This window comes from Thioclava sp. L04-15 (genome assembly GCF_002020275.1).
Classification (GTDB): domain Bacteria; phylum Pseudomonadota; class Alphaproteobacteria; order Rhodobacterales; family Rhodobacteraceae; genus Thioclava; species Thioclava marina.
Genome location: NZ_MPZW01000005.1, coordinates 95144 through 109644, shown reverse-complemented (window position 1 = coordinate 109644; position 14501 = coordinate 95144). Strand labels below are relative to the sequence as shown.

Here is a 14501-nt window from a genome sequence, read left to right as displayed (position 1 = left end):
GGGGATTGGCAAGGGATTCGCAGAGGCACCCCGCCTGAAACTTGATCTGGTGATCAATTTTTGGGCGGGTGTCTGCCGGAACACGCGGGCGAGACGTCGCGAGAGGCTGGCGCGGACCTGCGCGCGGCGCTAGCTTGGCGCCATGACCAGCCCCCGATTCATTCATCTGCGCGTCCATACCGAGTATTCGCTGCTCGAAGGCGCCGTGCCCGCGAAGAAACTTGTAAAGATGTGCGAGGCGGCGGGGATGCCTGCCGTGGCCGTCACCGATACGAATAACATGTTCGCGGCGCTGGAATTTTCCGTCACCGCGATCGGGGCCGGGTTGCAGCCGATCATCGGCTGTCAGGTCTCGCTGGAATACGATCCCGCGAAACCGGGCGAGAAGCCGCGTCTGCCCGCGCCGGTCGTGCTGCTGGCGCAGACGGAGCGCGGATACGAGAACCTGATGAAGCTGAACTCGTGCCTCTATCTCGACAAGCACGGGGCGCAGGTGCAGGTGACGATCGAGGAGTTGGAGCGCTATTCCGAGGGGCTGATCTGTCTGTCGGGTGGGCCCGACGGGCCGGTCGGGCGGCTCATTCGCAACGGGGGGAAGGACCGCGCGAAGGCGCTGTTGCAGAAGCTCGCCGGGATCTATCCCAACCGGCTCTATGTCGAGTTGCAGCGCCACCCGGGCGAGGGCGGCGCACTGACCGAGGCGGAAGTGGCGACCGAGCGCCCCTTCGTCGAATGGGCCTACGAGATGGGTCTGCCGCTGGTCGCGACCAATGACGTCTATTTCCCGAAGACCGAGATGTATGAGGCCCATGACGCGATGATCTGTATCGCGGAAGGCGCCTATGTCGATCAGATCGAGCCTCGCCGCCGTCTGACCCCGCAGCATTATTTCAAGTCCGAAGGTGAGATGGTCGCGCTTTTCGCCGACCTGCCCGAGGCGATCGAGAACACGGTCGAGATCGCGAAACGCTGCGCCTTCGCCGCCTACAAGCGCGCGCCGATCCTGCCGAAATTCGCCGATGACGAGGTGGAGGAACTGCGCCGTCAGGCCTGGGACGGGTTGCGCGCGCGTCTCGACGTGATCCCGCATGCCGCCCCGGTTGAAGAGTATGAGAAACGCCTGCAATTCGAGCTCGACATCATCGAGCAGATGGGCTTCCCGGGCTACTTCCTGATTGTTGCGGACTTCATCAAATGGGCCAAGGATCACGATATTCCGGTCGGGCCGGGGCGGGGCTCGGGCGCGGGCTCGCTGGTCGCCTATGCGCTCACCATCACCGACCTTGATCCGCTGCGCTATTCGCTGCTGTTCGAACGTTTCCTCAACCCCGAACGTGTCTCGATGCCGGACTTCGACATCGACTTCTGCATGGATCGCCGCGAGGAGGTGATCCAATACGTGCAGAAGAAATACGGGCGCGAGAAGGTGGGGCAGATCATTACCTTCGGTGCGCTTCTGTCCAAGGCCGCCGTGCGCGACGTGGGCCGTGTGCTCCAGATGAGCTACGGCCATGTCGACAAGCTCTCGAAGATGATCCCGGTCGAGGGGGTGAAGCCCGTCTCGATTGAAAAGGCGCTGGCCGACGAGCCGCGCCTGCGCGAGGCCGCGAAGAACGAAGAGGTCGTGGCGCGACTTCTGGATTACGCCAAGGCGATCGAGGGGCTGCTCCGGAACGCCTCGACTCACGCGGCGGGGGTCGTGATCGGGGATCGTCCGATTGACGAGCTGGTGCCGCTCTATCAGGACCCGCGCTCGGACATGCCCGCGACCCAGTTCAACATGAAATGGGTGGAACAGGCCGGTCTGGTGAAGTTCGACTTTCTCGGGTTGAAGACGCTGACGGTGATCCAGTCGGCGATGAACCTGATCTTCAAATCGGGCCGCCCGCTGCATGTCGATGCGGCAGGCAATCAGCTCTACGAGCCCGCGGAGGGCGCGGAGAACCTCATCAACGCGATCCCGCTCGATGATGAGAAGACCTACAAGCTTTACGCCGACGCGAAGACGGTCGCGGTGTTCCAGGTGGAATCGGAGGGCATGAAATCGGCCCTGCGCCAGATGAAACCCACCTGTATCGAGGACATCGTGGCGCTCGTGGCGCTCTATCGTCCGGGGCCGATGGAAAACATCCCGACCTATTGCGAGGTGAAGAACGGGCTGCGCGACATTACCTCGGTCCACCCGACCATCGACCATATCCTGGAAGAGACGCAGGGCATCATCGTCTATCAGGAGCAGGTGATGCAGATCGCGCAGGTCATGGCGGGCTACTCGCTTGGCGGCGCGGACCTTCTCCGTCGCGCGATGGGGAAAAAGATCAAGGAGGCGATGGACGCCGAGCGCCCGAAATTCGAAGAGGGCGCGGCCAAGAACGGGGTCGACAAGAAGAAGGCCTCGGAGGTCTTCGACCTCTTGGAGAAATTCGCCAATTACGGCTTCAACAAATCCCACGCCGCGGCCTATGCGGTGGTCAGCTATTACACCGGCTGGCTGAAGGCGAACCACGCGGTCGAGTTCATGGGCGGGGTGATGAATTGCGATATTCATCTGACCGACAAACTCGCCGTCTATGCTGATGAAGTACAGAAGAAGCTCGGGATCGAGATCATCCCGCCTTGCGTGAACCGCTCGCTCGCGACCTTCGACGTGGTCGATCAGAAGCTGGTCTATGCGCTTGGCGCGCTGAAAAATGTCGGCGTCGAGGCGATGCAGATGATCGTCGAGGCGCGCGGCGACGAGCCCTTTGCGGACCTGTTCGATTTCGCCCGCCGGGTCGACATGAAGCGGGTCGGCAAGCGGCCGCTGGAGATGTTGGCGCGGGCCGGTGCCTTCGATCTGCTCGATCCGAACCGCAAGCGGGTCTTCGAATCGCTGGAATCGCTGATGGCCTGGTCGGGCGCCGTGATCGAGGCGCGCGAGTCGGCGCAGGTTTCGCTCTTCGGCGAAGCGGGTGACGATCTGCCCCCGCCGCGTCTGGCCGATACCGATGACTGGCTACCGGGCGAGCGTCTGGCTGAGGAACACAAGGCCATCGGCTTCTACCTCTCGGGCCACCCGATCGAGGACTACCTTCCCGCGCTCAAGCGCAAGAACGTGCTGAGCTGGGAAGAGGTGCAGGCCAAGGCTGTCGGTGGTCCGTTCATCACCAAGATCGCGGGCGAGGTGGCCTCCGTGCGCGAGAAGAAATCCGCGAAAGGCAATCGTTTTGCCTTTGTAGCGCTTTCCGACGCCTCGGGCCCCTATGAGGTCGCCTTCTGGTCGGAAGCGTTGGAGGCCTGCCGTGACGTGCTGGAGACCGGCAACCTTCTGGTGCTGACCGTGAAGGTCGAGGTCGATGGCGAGTCGGTGCGCATGGTCGCGAACGCTGCCCAGACCGTGGACAAGGCGACTGCGGATGCGGGATCGTCCGGGCTTCTCGTCCATATCGACGACACGCAGGCGGTGGCTTCCGTCGCGAGCCTGCTCGACCGGGTTGCGCGCGAGGGCAAGGTACAATCGCGCGGGCCGGTGAGCTTCATGGTTTACGATACCGAACGCAATTGCCGCTACCAGATCACCGCTCTGCGCGAGGCTCCGGTCAATGCGCAGGTGAAGGGCGCGTTGCGCAGCCTGCGCGGGGTTAGCGAGGTGCAGGAGGTCTGAGCCTCAAAGCTTGCGTGCGCTCCACCCCAGCCGCAACACGATCGCCGCCATCATTGCCAGCGCGAACTCGCCCCAGCGCAGCAGCGCCAGCCCCCTCAGCCGATCCTGCGCGTTGACCGACTCGCGGATCGCGCTTTCGATCTGGGATAGCTCCAGCCAGCCGCTCGCGGCCAGCAGCGCCGTGCAGAGAAAGCCGAGCCCGACCAGCGCCTGTGCCTGCCGGTGCACCCGCATCCGCCAGATCAGCGCGCTTAGCAGAGGCAGGGCGAAAAAGATCTGCAAGGTCAGCATGCCGCTGTCCTGCCAGGTCTCGAACCGGGTCACCACCGCGCGCAGATCGACCCCTGCAGGCCAGATCAGCAGCGCGGCATAGACAAGCGCCTGCACGCCCACGAAGACCCCGGCCAGTCCCCAGAGCGCGGCGCCCATCACCAGTGCGGCGGTTTCTGATCGGCCAGCGGGATGGTGCCGCCGCCCTCGTATTCACGCTCGGCCTCGCGCTCCATCAGCAGGCCGAGTTGGCGTTCCAGCCGCTCGATCCGGCGGCCCTGTTCGACCACCACATCCGACAGATCTTCGACCGTTTTGGTGAGATAGGCGATCTGTTCTTCCGCCCGTTCGATGCGATCTTGCATGAATCGTCCCTATCGCTTGCCGGGGCCAGCCCCTTGGGCTACACCCTCGCGCGAGATCAGATCAGGTGCAAGCCGATGGCCAAAGAGAAAAAACAGCCCCGCCCCAAGGCCGAGACGCCCAAGGGCTTCCGCGACTATTTCGGCGCGGAGGTGACCGAGCGCGCCGACATGCTGGCCAAGATCGCCGAGGTTTATCGCGCGCATGGCTTCGAGGCGCTGGAAACCTCGGCCATCGAGACCGTCGAGGCGCTGGGCAAGTTCCTCCCCGATGTGGACCGCCCGAACGCGGGTGTGTTTGCGTGGCAGGAGGAAGATGACGGCAAGTGGCTGGCGCTGCGCTATGACATGACGGCGCCTCTGGCCCGCGTCGCCGCCCAATATCGCAACGATCTGCCCACGCCTTACCGTCGCTTCACCATGGGCCCGGTCTGGCGCAACGAAAAACCTGGCCCGGGGCGGTTCCGCCAGTTCTACCAATGCGATGCCGATACCGTGGGCGCGCCCTCGGTGGCGGCTGACGCCGAGATCTGCGGGATGCTCTCGGATGCGCTGGAAGCGGTCGGCATTCCGCGCGGCGATTATGTGGTGCGGGTGAACAACCGCAAGGTTCTGAACGGGGTGATGGAAGTCGCGGGCGTGCTCGACCCGTCCGACCCGTCGAAGTTCGAAGAGGAACGCGGGATCGTCCTGCGCGCGATCGACAAGTTCGACAAGTTCGGCGAGGAGGGCGTGCGTCTTCTGATGGGCGCGGGTCGGATGGACGAGTCGGGCGATTTCACCAAGGGCGCGGGGCTGTCCGAGGCTCAGGCCGACACGGTCATGGGTTTCATGGAGGCCAAGCGCGATGACAACGCCGCCACCGTCGCCCGCCTGCGCGAACTGGTCGCCGGCTCGGCGCTCGGAGCGGAGGGCGTGGACGAACTCGAACAGATCGCCTCGCTGCTCGACGCGCAGGGCTACGGCCCCGACCGCATCGTCATCGACCCCTCGGTCGTGCGGGGCCTGGGCTATTACACCGGCCCGGTCTTCGAAGCCGAGCTGACCTTCGAGATCACCGACGAAAAGGGCCGCCCGCGCCAGTTCGGCTCGGTCGCAGGCGGCGGACGCTATGACGACCTCGTCAAGCGCTTCACCGGCCAGGTCGTCCCGGCCACCGGCGTCTCGATCGGCGTCGACCGCCTGCTGGCTGCACTGCGCGCCAAGGGCCGCATCGGCGGCACGGCACAAGGCCCGGTCGTCGTGACCGTGATGGATCGCGACCGCATGGCCGATTACATGGCACTCGCCTCGACGCTCCGCACCGCTGGCATCCGCGCCGAGGTCTATCTCGGCAACCCGAAGAACTTCGGCAACCAGCTCAAATACGCGGATAAACGTGAAAGCCCGGTCGCAATCATCCAGGGCTCGGACGAGGCGCAACGCGGCGTCGTCCAGATCAAGGACCTGATCCTCGGTGCGAAGATCGCTCAGGACGCGACGGTTGAGGAATGGAAATCCCAACCCGCGCAATTCGAGGTTCCGACCGGCGAAATGGTTGCAAAAGTGCAAGAGATCCTTGCGCGCTACGAGGCCGAATAATGGCGGACAAGGCGCAGTCGCGGGCGCAGGCGGGCCGTCTGCTGGAACAATTCCTCGCCGCCGGCGCGGTCGAGGTCACGCCCGACATCCTGCAACCCGCCGAGGCGCTTCTCGACCTTTACGGCGAGGATATCCGCGCCCGCGCCTATGTCACCGCCGACCCGCTGCGCGGCGAGATGATGCTGCGTCCGGACTTCACCGTGCCGGTCGTGCAAGAACACATGGCCAATGGTGCCGAACCCGCGCGTTACGCCTATGCTGGTGAGGTTTTTCGCCGTCAGGACCATCGCGGACCGGCACGCTCGAACGAGTATTTCCAGGCCGGTTTCGAGATCTTCGACCGCGCCGACCCGGAAGCCGCCGACGCCGAGGTTTTCGCGCTCTTCTCCGGGCTGCTGTCCAAGCTCAAGCTTTCCGCCACGATCGGCGATATGGGCCTGTTGCGCGCCGCCGTCGATGGGCTCGACACGCTGCCCGAACGCAAGGCCGCTCTCGCCCGTCACATCTGGCGGCCCAAGCGGTTCCAGCACCTGCTTGCCCGCTATTCCGGTCAGATCGAGGTGCCCAAGGCCCGCGCCGATCTGCTGACAGGACAACGCTCCGGCGCGCCTTGGATCGGATTGCGCTCGCGCGAGGAGATGGAGGCGCGGATCGCAGCGCTCGAAGCCGATGCGAAGGCCCCGCCGCTCGCCTCCGACGCGGTCGCTGCGCTCAACGCTCTGGCCGAACTGCGCTGCCCGGCCGTGGCTGCGCCCGCCGCCTTGCGCACACTTGCGATCCCGGCGCTCGAACCCGCCATCGTGCGGCTCGAACGCCGCCTGTCGGCGCTCGCCGCGAAAGGCATCGACCTCGCCACCCTGCAATTCGACGCCAGCCACGGCCGCTCGACGATGGAATATTACGACGGCTTCGTCTTCACCTTCACCGCTGCCAATCCCGACCTGCCGCCGGTCGCCTCGGGCGGGCGCTACGACGCGTTGACCCGGCAGCTGGGGCAGGGGCGCGAGATCCCGGCCGTGGGCGGCGTGATCCGCGCAGGGCTGATGGCCGATCTGGAGGGAAAGGCATGATCAAGCTCGGTGTGCCCTCCAAGGGCCGTCTGATGGAGAAGACCTTCGACTGGTTCGCGCAAGCTGGCATCACGCTCAAGCGCACCGGCTCGGAGCGCGAATATGCAGGCGCGGTCGAAGGGGCCGAGGGCGTGCAGCTGGTGCTGCTTTCGGCGGGGGAAATCCCGCGCGAGCTGGCCGCGGGGCGTATCCATCTTGGCGTCACCGGCTCCGATCTCGTGCGCGAAAAGCTCGCCGATTGGGAAAGCCAGGTCGTCGATCTCGCGCCGATGGGCTTCGGCCATGCCGATCTGATCATCGCCGTGCCGGCTTGCTGGTCGGATGTCGACAGCCTCGAAGATCTCGACGCCGCCGCCCACCGCTTCCGCGCGACGCATGGCTTTCGCCTGCGCATCGCCACGAAATATCACCGGCTGGTGCGCGAGTTTCTGACGCGGCAGGGCGTCGCCGACTGGCAACTGGTCGACAGTCAGGGCGCGACCGAGGGCACGATCGCCAATCTCACCGCCGAGGCCGTGGCCGATATCACCTCGAGCGGCGAGACGCTGCGCGCCAACCACCTGAAGATCCTCTCCGACGGGCTGATCCACCAATCGCAGGCAACCCTGTTCGCCTCGCGCGCCGCCGACTGGTCCGGCCAGGAAACGCGCCTCGCGGATCTCGCACGGCAACTCGAACTCGACGCGCCCGCGCTCTGATCTTCCTCTTGGCCTAAATATCCCGGGGGCTCGCGTCAGCGAGCGGGGCAGCGCCCCTCGGCGTTCAATAGCCGCGCGAACGGTCGACCAGGTATAGGAACGGCTCACCGGCCTCGCCGCGCCGGATATTCTCGGCGATCACTTCCGAGGCGGTCTCGGCCCGGCTTTCGGCGGCGATATGGGGCGTGACCGTCACGTTGGGATGCGCCCAATAGGGGTGCTCGGGGGGCAGAGGCTCGGTGCGGAAGACATCGAGCGTCGCATGACTGACCTGCCCGCGATCCAGCGCCGCCAGCAGCGCCTCGTCGTCGATCAGCGTGCCGCGACCGGGGTTGATGATCCGCGCGCGTTCCGGCAGCAGCGCCAGCGTCTCGGCATTCAGAAGATCGGTCGTCTCGGGCGTATCGGGCAGGATCGAGACGAGGATTTCGGCGCGCGACAGTGCCTCGCGCAGACCCTCTTCGCCGCTCAGACAGGTGATCCCCGCAATCTCCTTTGGCGTCCGGCTCCAGCCTGTCACGGCGAAGCCCAGCCCCGCCAGCGCCTCGGCGCAGGCCTTGCCCAAGGCCCCGAGCCCCAGCATCACAACCGAGCGGTTGCGCGCCAACGGTGGCACGCCCCCGTCATGGCGCCAGACCCCGTCTTGCTGCGCCAGTGTCGCATCTATTCCGAGGTGATAGCGCAGCACATGGCCGGTCACGTATTCGACCATGCCGCGTTCCAGCCCCTGATCGACCATCCGGCAGAGCGGCTGCGTCAAGGTGGTGTTGCCCACCACACGCTCGACCCCGGCCCAGAGGTTCAGCACGGCTTTCGCCTTGGTATAGGCGGTGAAATCCTGCACCGGGCCTTGCGGCGAATAGACGATGTAATCGACGGTTGAGGAATCGGCCTCGCCGGGTTGGACGATCTCGGCTTCGAGGCTGGTTGCGGCGATGGCGTCGCTCAGCGGCCCCTCGTAACGCGGCCAGTTCGAGGGTTTGTCGGCGAAAAGAACCCGGATCATCTTTGCCTCGGTCGGTGAATATGGGCGCTTTGGACCAGCCCGAAGGCGGCCAGAAGGATCATCATCGCGGTGCCACCGTAAGAGACAAGCGGCAAGGGCACGCCCACCACCGGCATCAGCCCCATCACCATCGCCATGTTGATCGCGAAGAAGAAGAAGAATGTCCCAGCCACCCCGAAACTGAGAAGCGAGGCGAAGCGGTCCTTCGTGGCCATCGCAGTATAGAGGGCGAAGCCGATGATCCCGGCATAGAGCATCAGCAGCGAGAAGGCACCGACGAAGCCGAACTCTTCGGCGAGCGTGGTGAAGATGAAATCGGTATGCTTCTCGGGCAGGAAGTTCAGGCGGCTCTGCGTGCCCTGCATGAAGCCGCGCCCCGACCAGCCGCCCGAGCCGAGCGCAATCTGCGCCTGCATGATGTTGTAGCCCGCGCCGAGAGGGTCCGAGCCGGGATCGAGGAAGGTGTCGATCCGCTTGTACTGGTAGTCATGGAGCAGCTGATACTCGGTCCCGCGGCTCTCCATCACGCCGAAGACCAGCGCCACGACCAATGCCAGAACGGTCCCGAAATACCAAAGGCTCACCCCGGCGGCGAACATCACGAAAGCACCGCCGAGCACCAGCATGACGGCGGTGCCGAGGTCGGGCTGGGCCAGCACGAGGAAGGTGGGCGTGAGAATGATCACGGCAGGGATGAACACCCATAGCGGGCGCGAGACCTTCTCGACCGGCAGCCAGTCGTAATAGGCTGCAAGCAGCATCACGAGGGTGATCTTCATCAGTTCGGAGGGCTGGATTCGCAACGGGCCGATCTCCAGCCAGCGCTGAGCGCCCATGCCGATCGCGCCAAAGAACTCCACCGCGACCAGCAACAGCAGGGCCACGAAATAGGCAGCCGCCGAAACGTTGCGCCAGAACCAGATCGGGACGAAGGCCACGGTGAACATCGCCACCATGCCGAGCGCGAAGCGTTTCATCTGCGGTTCGGCCCAGGTCCTGAGATTGCCGCCCGCCACCGAATAGAGCATCAGGAAGCCCGCGCAGGCGACTGCCGTCAGCAAGATGACCAGCGGCCAGTTCATGTAGAGGATCTTGCGCCATCCCACGGGGACGGTCTTGAGATTGCTCTCGAGATAGCTCATGCGCGTGACCTCGCCTGCGGCTTTTGCACCGTTTCCGGGTCGACCAGATTGAGCGAGTTGTTGAGGTCCTTCGCCTTCGCGCGCGCCGAGGACGGGTAGGCGTCATCCGGGGGCAGTCCGCCAGCCAGCGCAAAAAGAAGTACGTCGCGCGCAATCGGGGCTGCGGCGGTCGAGCCGCCCGAGCCGTGCTCGACCACGACCGAGACCGCGTAGCGCGGATTGTCGACTGGAGCAAAGGCCACGAACAGCGCGTGGTCGCGGCGGTTCCAGGGCAGCTGCTCGTTGCGGATCACGCCGCGCGCCCGTTCGGCCTTGGTGATGTTGCGCACCTGCGAGGTGCCGGTCTTGCCCGCCATCTTCCATTCGGTCATCGCGATGCGCGAACCGCGCGCGGTGCCGCGCGCGGAGTTCACCACCGCTGTCATGCCGCGGCGCACATCGGCGAGATGCTCTTTCGCGATGCCCAGATCGTCGCTCACCCGCACCGGCTGTTCGACCCCATCGCGCGCCCGGATCAGCCGTGGTTCGACCTTCTTGCCGCTCGCGATGCGCGCCGCCATGATCGCGAGATGCATCGGCGAGGCGAGAACATAGCCCTGACCGATCGCGGCGTTCGCCGTGTCGCCGATCAGCCAGTCCTTGCCGTAACGCTCCTGCTTCCATTCCTTCGTGGGCGCCACGCCTTCCTTGACCGCCGACATCGGCAGGTCGGGCTTCACGCCGACACCCAGTCGGCGCGCCATATCGCTCATCTTGTCGATGCCGACGCGTTGCGAGAGTTCGTAGTAATAGACGTCGCAGGACTGCTCGAGGCTCTTGGTCATGTTCACATGGCCATGACCCGCGCCTTTCCAGCAGTGGAAACGGCGCCCCGCGATCTCGACATAGCCCGGGCACCAGACGGTCTCCTCGGGTGTCACCAGCCCGGCTTCGAGAGCGGCTAGCGCGGTGACCATCTTGTAGGTCGAGCCGGGGGGGTAAAGGCCCTGCACGGTTTTATCGGCCAACGGGCGGTGATCGTCCTGCGTCAGTCGGCGGTAATCGGAGACCGAAATTCCACGCACGAAGAGGTTCGGGTCGAACGAGGGGGCGGAGGCGCAGGCCAGCACATCGCCATTGGTCACGTCGATCACGACGGTCGCCGCCGATTCCTCTTCGAGCCGCTGCAAAGCGTAATTCTGCAGCCGGTAATCGATGGTGAGCTGGATATTCTCGCCCGGCTTGCCCGGCTCGCGCGACAGCTCGCGCATCTCGCGACCGGCCGAGTTCACCTCGACCCGGCGCTGGCCCGCTTCGCCGCGCAACACGTCCTCTTCCTTCGCCTCGATGCCGGATTTTCCAAGCTGGAATTTCGGGATCAGCAAGAGCGGATCGGGATCTTCCATCTTCGAGAGATCGAAATCCGAAACCGGGCCGACATAGCCGATCACATGGGCGAAATCGTCCTGGCGCGGATAGAGGCGCGAGAGGCCCACATCGGGGTTCACACCCGGCAGGGACGGGCCGTTGACAGCAACGCGCGAGAACTCGTCCCAGGTCAGGCGGTCGGCCACGGTCACCGGCGTCGTCGGCGGGCGGCGGCGAATGTCGTGCAGGATATCGGCGGCATCCGCATCGGTGATCGGGATCAGGCGGCGCAGCTCGGTCAGTGTCGCATCGACATCGTCGGTATCCTCGCGGGTGATGGTGACGCGGTAATTCTGTTCGTTGCCGGCAAGCAGCACGCCGTTGCGGTCGAAGATCAAACCGCGCGCGGGCGGGATCAGGCGGATCTTCACCGAGTTTCCCTCGGCCAGTAGTCGATACTGATCGGCATCCTCGAGCTGCATCTTGCGCATGCGGGCCGCGAGGACGGCCATCACCGCAACCTGTGCGCCGCCCAGCATCAAGCCGCGGCGCGTGATGCGGCGAGTGCTTTCTTCCGTGTCTTTCGGGGATCGTCTCATGGCACCCCTCTCACAACCTGTGCCCGAAGGCGTCGACCTCGCCCGGCGCGGCACGTCGAAGCCCGAAAGCGATCCGCGAGACCACCACGACAACCGGATAGGCCGCCAGCGTCATCAACATGCGGAACAGCTCCAGACCGAGAGCCGGCTGCTCGACCATCACGATCATCAGCATGAACCGCTTGAGCGACATCATAACCACCAGCAGCACCGCAACCAACGCCCATTCCAGCGCGAATGGCAGATCGCGCAACGCGTTCTCCCGGGCACGCAGGAATTCGGTCGCGCCGAGCACGATCAGGGTCCAGAGCCCGATCGGCCGCCAGAACAGGATATCCTCGAGCAGGAAAACGACAACGATCAGCAGTGCGGGAACGTATTCAGGGCGGCGCAGCACCCAAGCCAGCGTCAGCGCCAGCATCAGATCGGGGCCGGGCAGGGCGCCGGGCGTATGGCTCAGTGGCAGCAGACGCACGAAGATCAGCACGATCCCGATGCCGATGAAGAGCGTGCGATAGCCAAGCCGGCGGCGGGTGAGCGGGTCGATCATTGACCTGCCCCCGTCGCGCCGTCCGTCGCTTCGGGGCCGTCGCCGGTTTCGATCGAGCCCTCGGCGGCCTCGGCGCGCGCCTTCTCGGCGGCTTCCTGTTCGATCAGTTCCGGATCCGGGGCGATCAGCCCGCCCGAGCTGTCGATGCGGTCCACCGGATAGGAGCGTAGTACGCGCAGGAAATCCAGGCGCTCGTAATCGGCCGAAAGGCGCACCCGCAGGCGCTTGCTGCGATCTTCGAACACTTCGCCCACCAAGAGACCAGCCGGGAAGACGCCGCCATCGCCCGAGGAGATCACCCGGTCGCCCGGACGCACACGGTCGGAATGCTCAAGGAAGTCGATCACCGGGTAGGGGGAGTTGTCGCCCGCGAGGATCGCGTTCTGGCCAGAGGCGGGGATGCTCACCGGGATCCGGCTCGAGGCATCGGTCAGCAACAGCACGCGCGATGTCGAGGCCCCCACGCCCGAGATCCGTCCCACGAGGCCCAGCCCGTCCATCGTGGCCCAGCCATCCACGATCCCGTCGCGCTTGCCGACATTCAGCAGCACCGATTTGCGAAACGGCGAGCCGCTATCGGCCAGCACTCGTCCCGAAACGGAGGTGAGCTTCGGATCAAGCCGCACCTTGTTCAGCGCGAGCAGCTTGGCGTTTTGCTGATCAAGCTGACCGGCCGTCTCGCGCCAGGCCTTCATTTTCTGAAGCTCGCGGCGAAGTTCTTGGTTTTGTTCGTAGATCCGGGAGTAGGACTGAAAACCCTCGATCATGTCGGTGATCTTGGTCACCGGCGCCATCGCCCAGTCGAAGCTTGGCACGAAGCGGTCGACGAGGGCCGAGCGCACGCGCTCCATCCGCGGGCTGTCGATGCGCCAGATCAGGAAGAATGTCAGAAGCAGCAACGCGAGAACCGCCACACCCAGACGGCGCAGCGGTCCGATATAGTCCTGATCGTCGCGGTTTCTGGCCAATTCCGTCTCCGGTCAGCTCTCTGGCCGGGCGTTATGCGTTCCCGGGCCCAACTCAGCTGTCGTAATCAATCACGTGGCGAAGCTGTTTTTCGTATTCAAGCGCCTTGCCGGTGCCGAGCGCAACACAGTTGAGCGACTGATCGGCAATCGAGATCGACAAGCCGGTCTGCTCGCGCAGCGCCAGGTCCAGCTCGCCCAGAAGGGCGCCGCCGCCGGTCAGCATCACGCCGCGATCAACGATGTCTGCGGCCAGATCCGGGGGCGTGGTCTCGAGCGCCTGCATCACCGCGTCGCAGATCGACTGCACCGGTTCGGACAGAGCCTCGGCGACCTGCGCCTGAGTGATCTCGGTCTCTTTCGGCACGCCGTTCAGCAGGTCACGGCCGCGCACGTGAAGGCTCATGCCGCGCCCATCATCGGGCATACGCGCGGTGCCGATCGTGGTCTTGATCCGCTCGGCGGTGGATTCGCCCACCAGAAGGTTCTGGTTGCGGCGCAGATAGGAGATGATCGCCTCGTCCATGCGGTCGCCGCCCACGCGCACCGAGCGCGCATAGACGATATCGCCCAGCGAGAGAACGGCCACCTCGGTCGTGCCGCCGCCGATATCGACCACCATCGAGCCCGTGGGATCGGTGATCGGCATGCCCGCGCCGATGGCCGCCGCGATCGGTTCCGCGATCAGGCCGGCGCGACGGGCGCCTGCCGAGAGAACCGACTGGCGGATCGCACGTTTCTCGACCGGGGTCGCGCCATGGGGGACGCAGACGATGATCTTCGGCTTCGAGAAGGTCGAGCGCTTGTGCACCTTGCGGATGAAATGCTTGATCATTTCCTCGGCGCTGTCGAAATCGGCGATGACGCCGTCGCGCATCGGACGGATTGCTTCGATCGAGCCGGGGGTGCGGCCGAGCATCAGCTTGGCGTCCTCACCGACCGCGAGGACCTGCTTCTTGCCGTCCTTGACGTGATAGGCGACCACCGAGGGTTCGTTCAGCACGATGCCCTTGCCCTTCACGTAGACCAGCGTGTTCGCCGTCCCGAGGTCGATCGCCATGTCGGAAGAGAAGATCCCAGCTACCATTTGTCCGCCTGTCCCGTCGCAAAAGTCGTGAAAACCCCGACTCGCGCCCGTCGTGGTCCGGGCTTCGTATAGTCAAAGCGGCGCTGGCGTGGAAGCGGATTTGCGCTGCGGCAACAGGTGGCCTGCGGTTATCCGCGCAAGGGCGATCAAGCGATTGACCTTTTTCAACATTTCTGCCTGT

The 14501-nt window shown here is 64.9% G+C and carries 12 protein-coding genes; 4 read left to right on the top strand and 8 right to left on the bottom strand.

Features of this window, described 5'->3' with window-relative positions:
• Positions 1–142: 142 nt before the first annotated feature.
• A complete protein-coding gene (gene dnaE, locus BMI90_RS12370) occupies positions 143–3643 on the top strand; it encodes a DNA polymerase III subunit alpha (RefSeq protein ID WP_078529802.1) in 3501 nt (1166 codons plus the stop codon).
• 3 nt (positions 3644–3646) lie between these two features.
• On the opposite strand, the gene BMI90_RS12365 is transcribed toward dnaE, so the two are convergent.
• Positions 3647–4072, bottom strand: coding sequence for a hypothetical protein (locus BMI90_RS12365; RefSeq protein WP_078529801.1), 426 nt, complete (start codon positions 4070–4072; stop codon positions 3647–3649).
• Positions 4072–4278, bottom strand: coding sequence for a SlyX family protein (locus tag BMI90_RS12360; RefSeq protein ID WP_038079341.1), 207 nt, complete (start codon positions 4276–4278; stop codon positions 4072–4074). The genes BMI90_RS12365 and BMI90_RS12360 overlap by 1 nt, the downstream gene beginning before the upstream one ends.
• Positions 4279–4353: 75 nt before the next feature.
• Here BMI90_RS12360 and hisS point away from each other — a divergent pair, with 75 nt between their 5' ends.
• Genes hisS through hisG form a run of 3 tightly spaced genes read left to right on the top strand, consistent with a single transcriptional unit; the run spans position 4354 to position 7624 of the window.
• Positions 4354–5856: a histidine--tRNA ligase gene (gene hisS / locus BMI90_RS12355; protein ID WP_078529800.1), complete on the top strand. Its 1503-nt coding sequence runs from the start codon at positions 4354–4356 to the stop codon at positions 5854–5856.
• Positions 5856–6926 (top strand): ATP phosphoribosyltransferase regulatory subunit, encoded by a 1071-nt coding sequence (locus BMI90_RS12350; RefSeq protein WP_078529799.1) that lies wholly within the window; start codon positions 5856–5858, stop codon positions 6924–6926. The genes hisS and BMI90_RS12350 overlap by 1 nt, the downstream gene beginning before the upstream one ends.
• Complete coding sequence (gene hisG / locus BMI90_RS12345) at positions 6923–7624, top strand: ATP phosphoribosyltransferase (protein ID WP_078529798.1); 702 nt, start codon at positions 6923–6925, stop codon at positions 7622–7624. Before BMI90_RS12350 ends, hisG begins: the two co-directional genes overlap by 4 nt.
• Positions 7625–7688: 64 nt before the next feature.
• Here hisG and BMI90_RS12340 read toward each other — a convergent pair whose 3' ends face one another.
• The 6 genes from BMI90_RS12340 to BMI90_RS12315 are packed head-to-tail and all read right to left on the bottom strand — an operon-like array spanning position 7689 to position 14320.
• Positions 7689–8630 (bottom strand): glyoxylate/hydroxypyruvate reductase A, encoded by a 942-nt coding sequence (locus tag BMI90_RS12340; protein WP_078529797.1) that lies wholly within the window; start codon positions 8628–8630, stop codon positions 7689–7691.
• Entirely contained in the window at positions 8627–9772 is a 1146-nt protein-coding gene (rodA, locus tag BMI90_RS12335; RefSeq protein WP_078529796.1) for a rod shape-determining protein RodA, read from the bottom strand. Before rodA ends, BMI90_RS12340 begins: the two co-directional genes overlap by 4 nt.
• On the bottom strand, positions 9769–11718 hold the full coding sequence (gene mrdA, locus BMI90_RS12330) for a penicillin-binding protein 2 (RefSeq protein WP_078529795.1): 1950 nt from the start codon (positions 11716–11718) through the stop codon (positions 9769–9771). The genes rodA and mrdA overlap by 4 nt, the downstream gene beginning before the upstream one ends.
• 10 nt (positions 11719–11728) lie before the next feature.
• Complete coding sequence (locus BMI90_RS12325; RefSeq protein ID WP_078529794.1) at positions 11729–12268, bottom strand: hypothetical protein; 540 nt, start codon at positions 12266–12268, stop codon at positions 11729–11731.
• Positions 12265–13236: a rod shape-determining protein MreC gene (gene mreC, locus BMI90_RS12320; protein WP_078529793.1), complete on the bottom strand. Its 972-nt coding sequence runs from the start codon at positions 13234–13236 to the stop codon at positions 12265–12267. The genes BMI90_RS12325 and mreC overlap by 4 nt, the downstream gene beginning before the upstream one ends.
• A gap of 52 nt (positions 13237–13288) precedes the next feature.
• Complete coding sequence (locus BMI90_RS12315; protein WP_078529792.1) at positions 13289–14320, bottom strand: rod shape-determining protein; 1032 nt, start codon at positions 14318–14320, stop codon at positions 13289–13291.
• Positions 14321–14501 lie beyond the last annotated feature (181 nt).

Excerpts from the sequence above, each read along its gene's own strand:
- dnaE (WP_078529802.1), top strand. The coding sequence starts at position 143 with ATGACCAGCCCCCGATTCATTCATCTGCGCGTCCATACCGAGTATTCG.
- BMI90_RS12365 (WP_078529801.1), bottom strand. The coding sequence starts at position 4,072 with ATGGGCGCCGCGCTCTGGGGACTGGCCGGGGTCTTCGTGGGCGTGCAG.
- BMI90_RS12360 (WP_038079341.1), bottom strand. The coding sequence starts at position 4,278 with ATGCAAGATCGCATCGAACGGGCGGAAGAACAGATCGCCTATCTCACC.
- hisS (WP_078529800.1), top strand. The coding sequence starts at position 4,354 with ATGGCCAAAGAGAAAAAACAGCCCCGCCCCAAGGCCGAGACGCCCAAG.
- BMI90_RS12350 (WP_078529799.1), top strand. The coding sequence starts at position 5,856 with ATGGCGGACAAGGCGCAGTCGCGGGCGCAGGCGGGCCGTCTGCTGGAA.
- hisG (WP_078529798.1), top strand. The coding sequence starts at position 6,923 with ATGATCAAGCTCGGTGTGCCCTCCAAGGGCCGTCTGATGGAGAAGACC.
- BMI90_RS12340 (WP_078529797.1), bottom strand. The coding sequence starts at position 8,630 with ATGATCCGGGTTCTTTTCGCCGACAAACCCTCGAACTGGCCGCGTTAC.
- rodA (WP_078529796.1), bottom strand. The coding sequence starts at position 9,772 with ATGAGCTATCTCGAGAGCAATCTCAAGACCGTCCCCGTGGGATGGCGC.
- mrdA (WP_078529795.1), bottom strand. The coding sequence starts at position 11,718 with ATGAGACGATCCCCGAAAGACACGGAAGAAAGCACTCGCCGCATCACG.
- BMI90_RS12325 (WP_078529794.1), bottom strand. The coding sequence starts at position 12,268 with ATGATCGACCCGCTCACCCGCCGCCGGCTTGGCTATCGCACGCTCTTC.
- BMI90_RS12315 (WP_078529792.1), bottom strand. The coding sequence starts at position 14,320 with ATGGTAGCTGGGATCTTCTCTTCCGACATGGCGATCGACCTCGGGACG.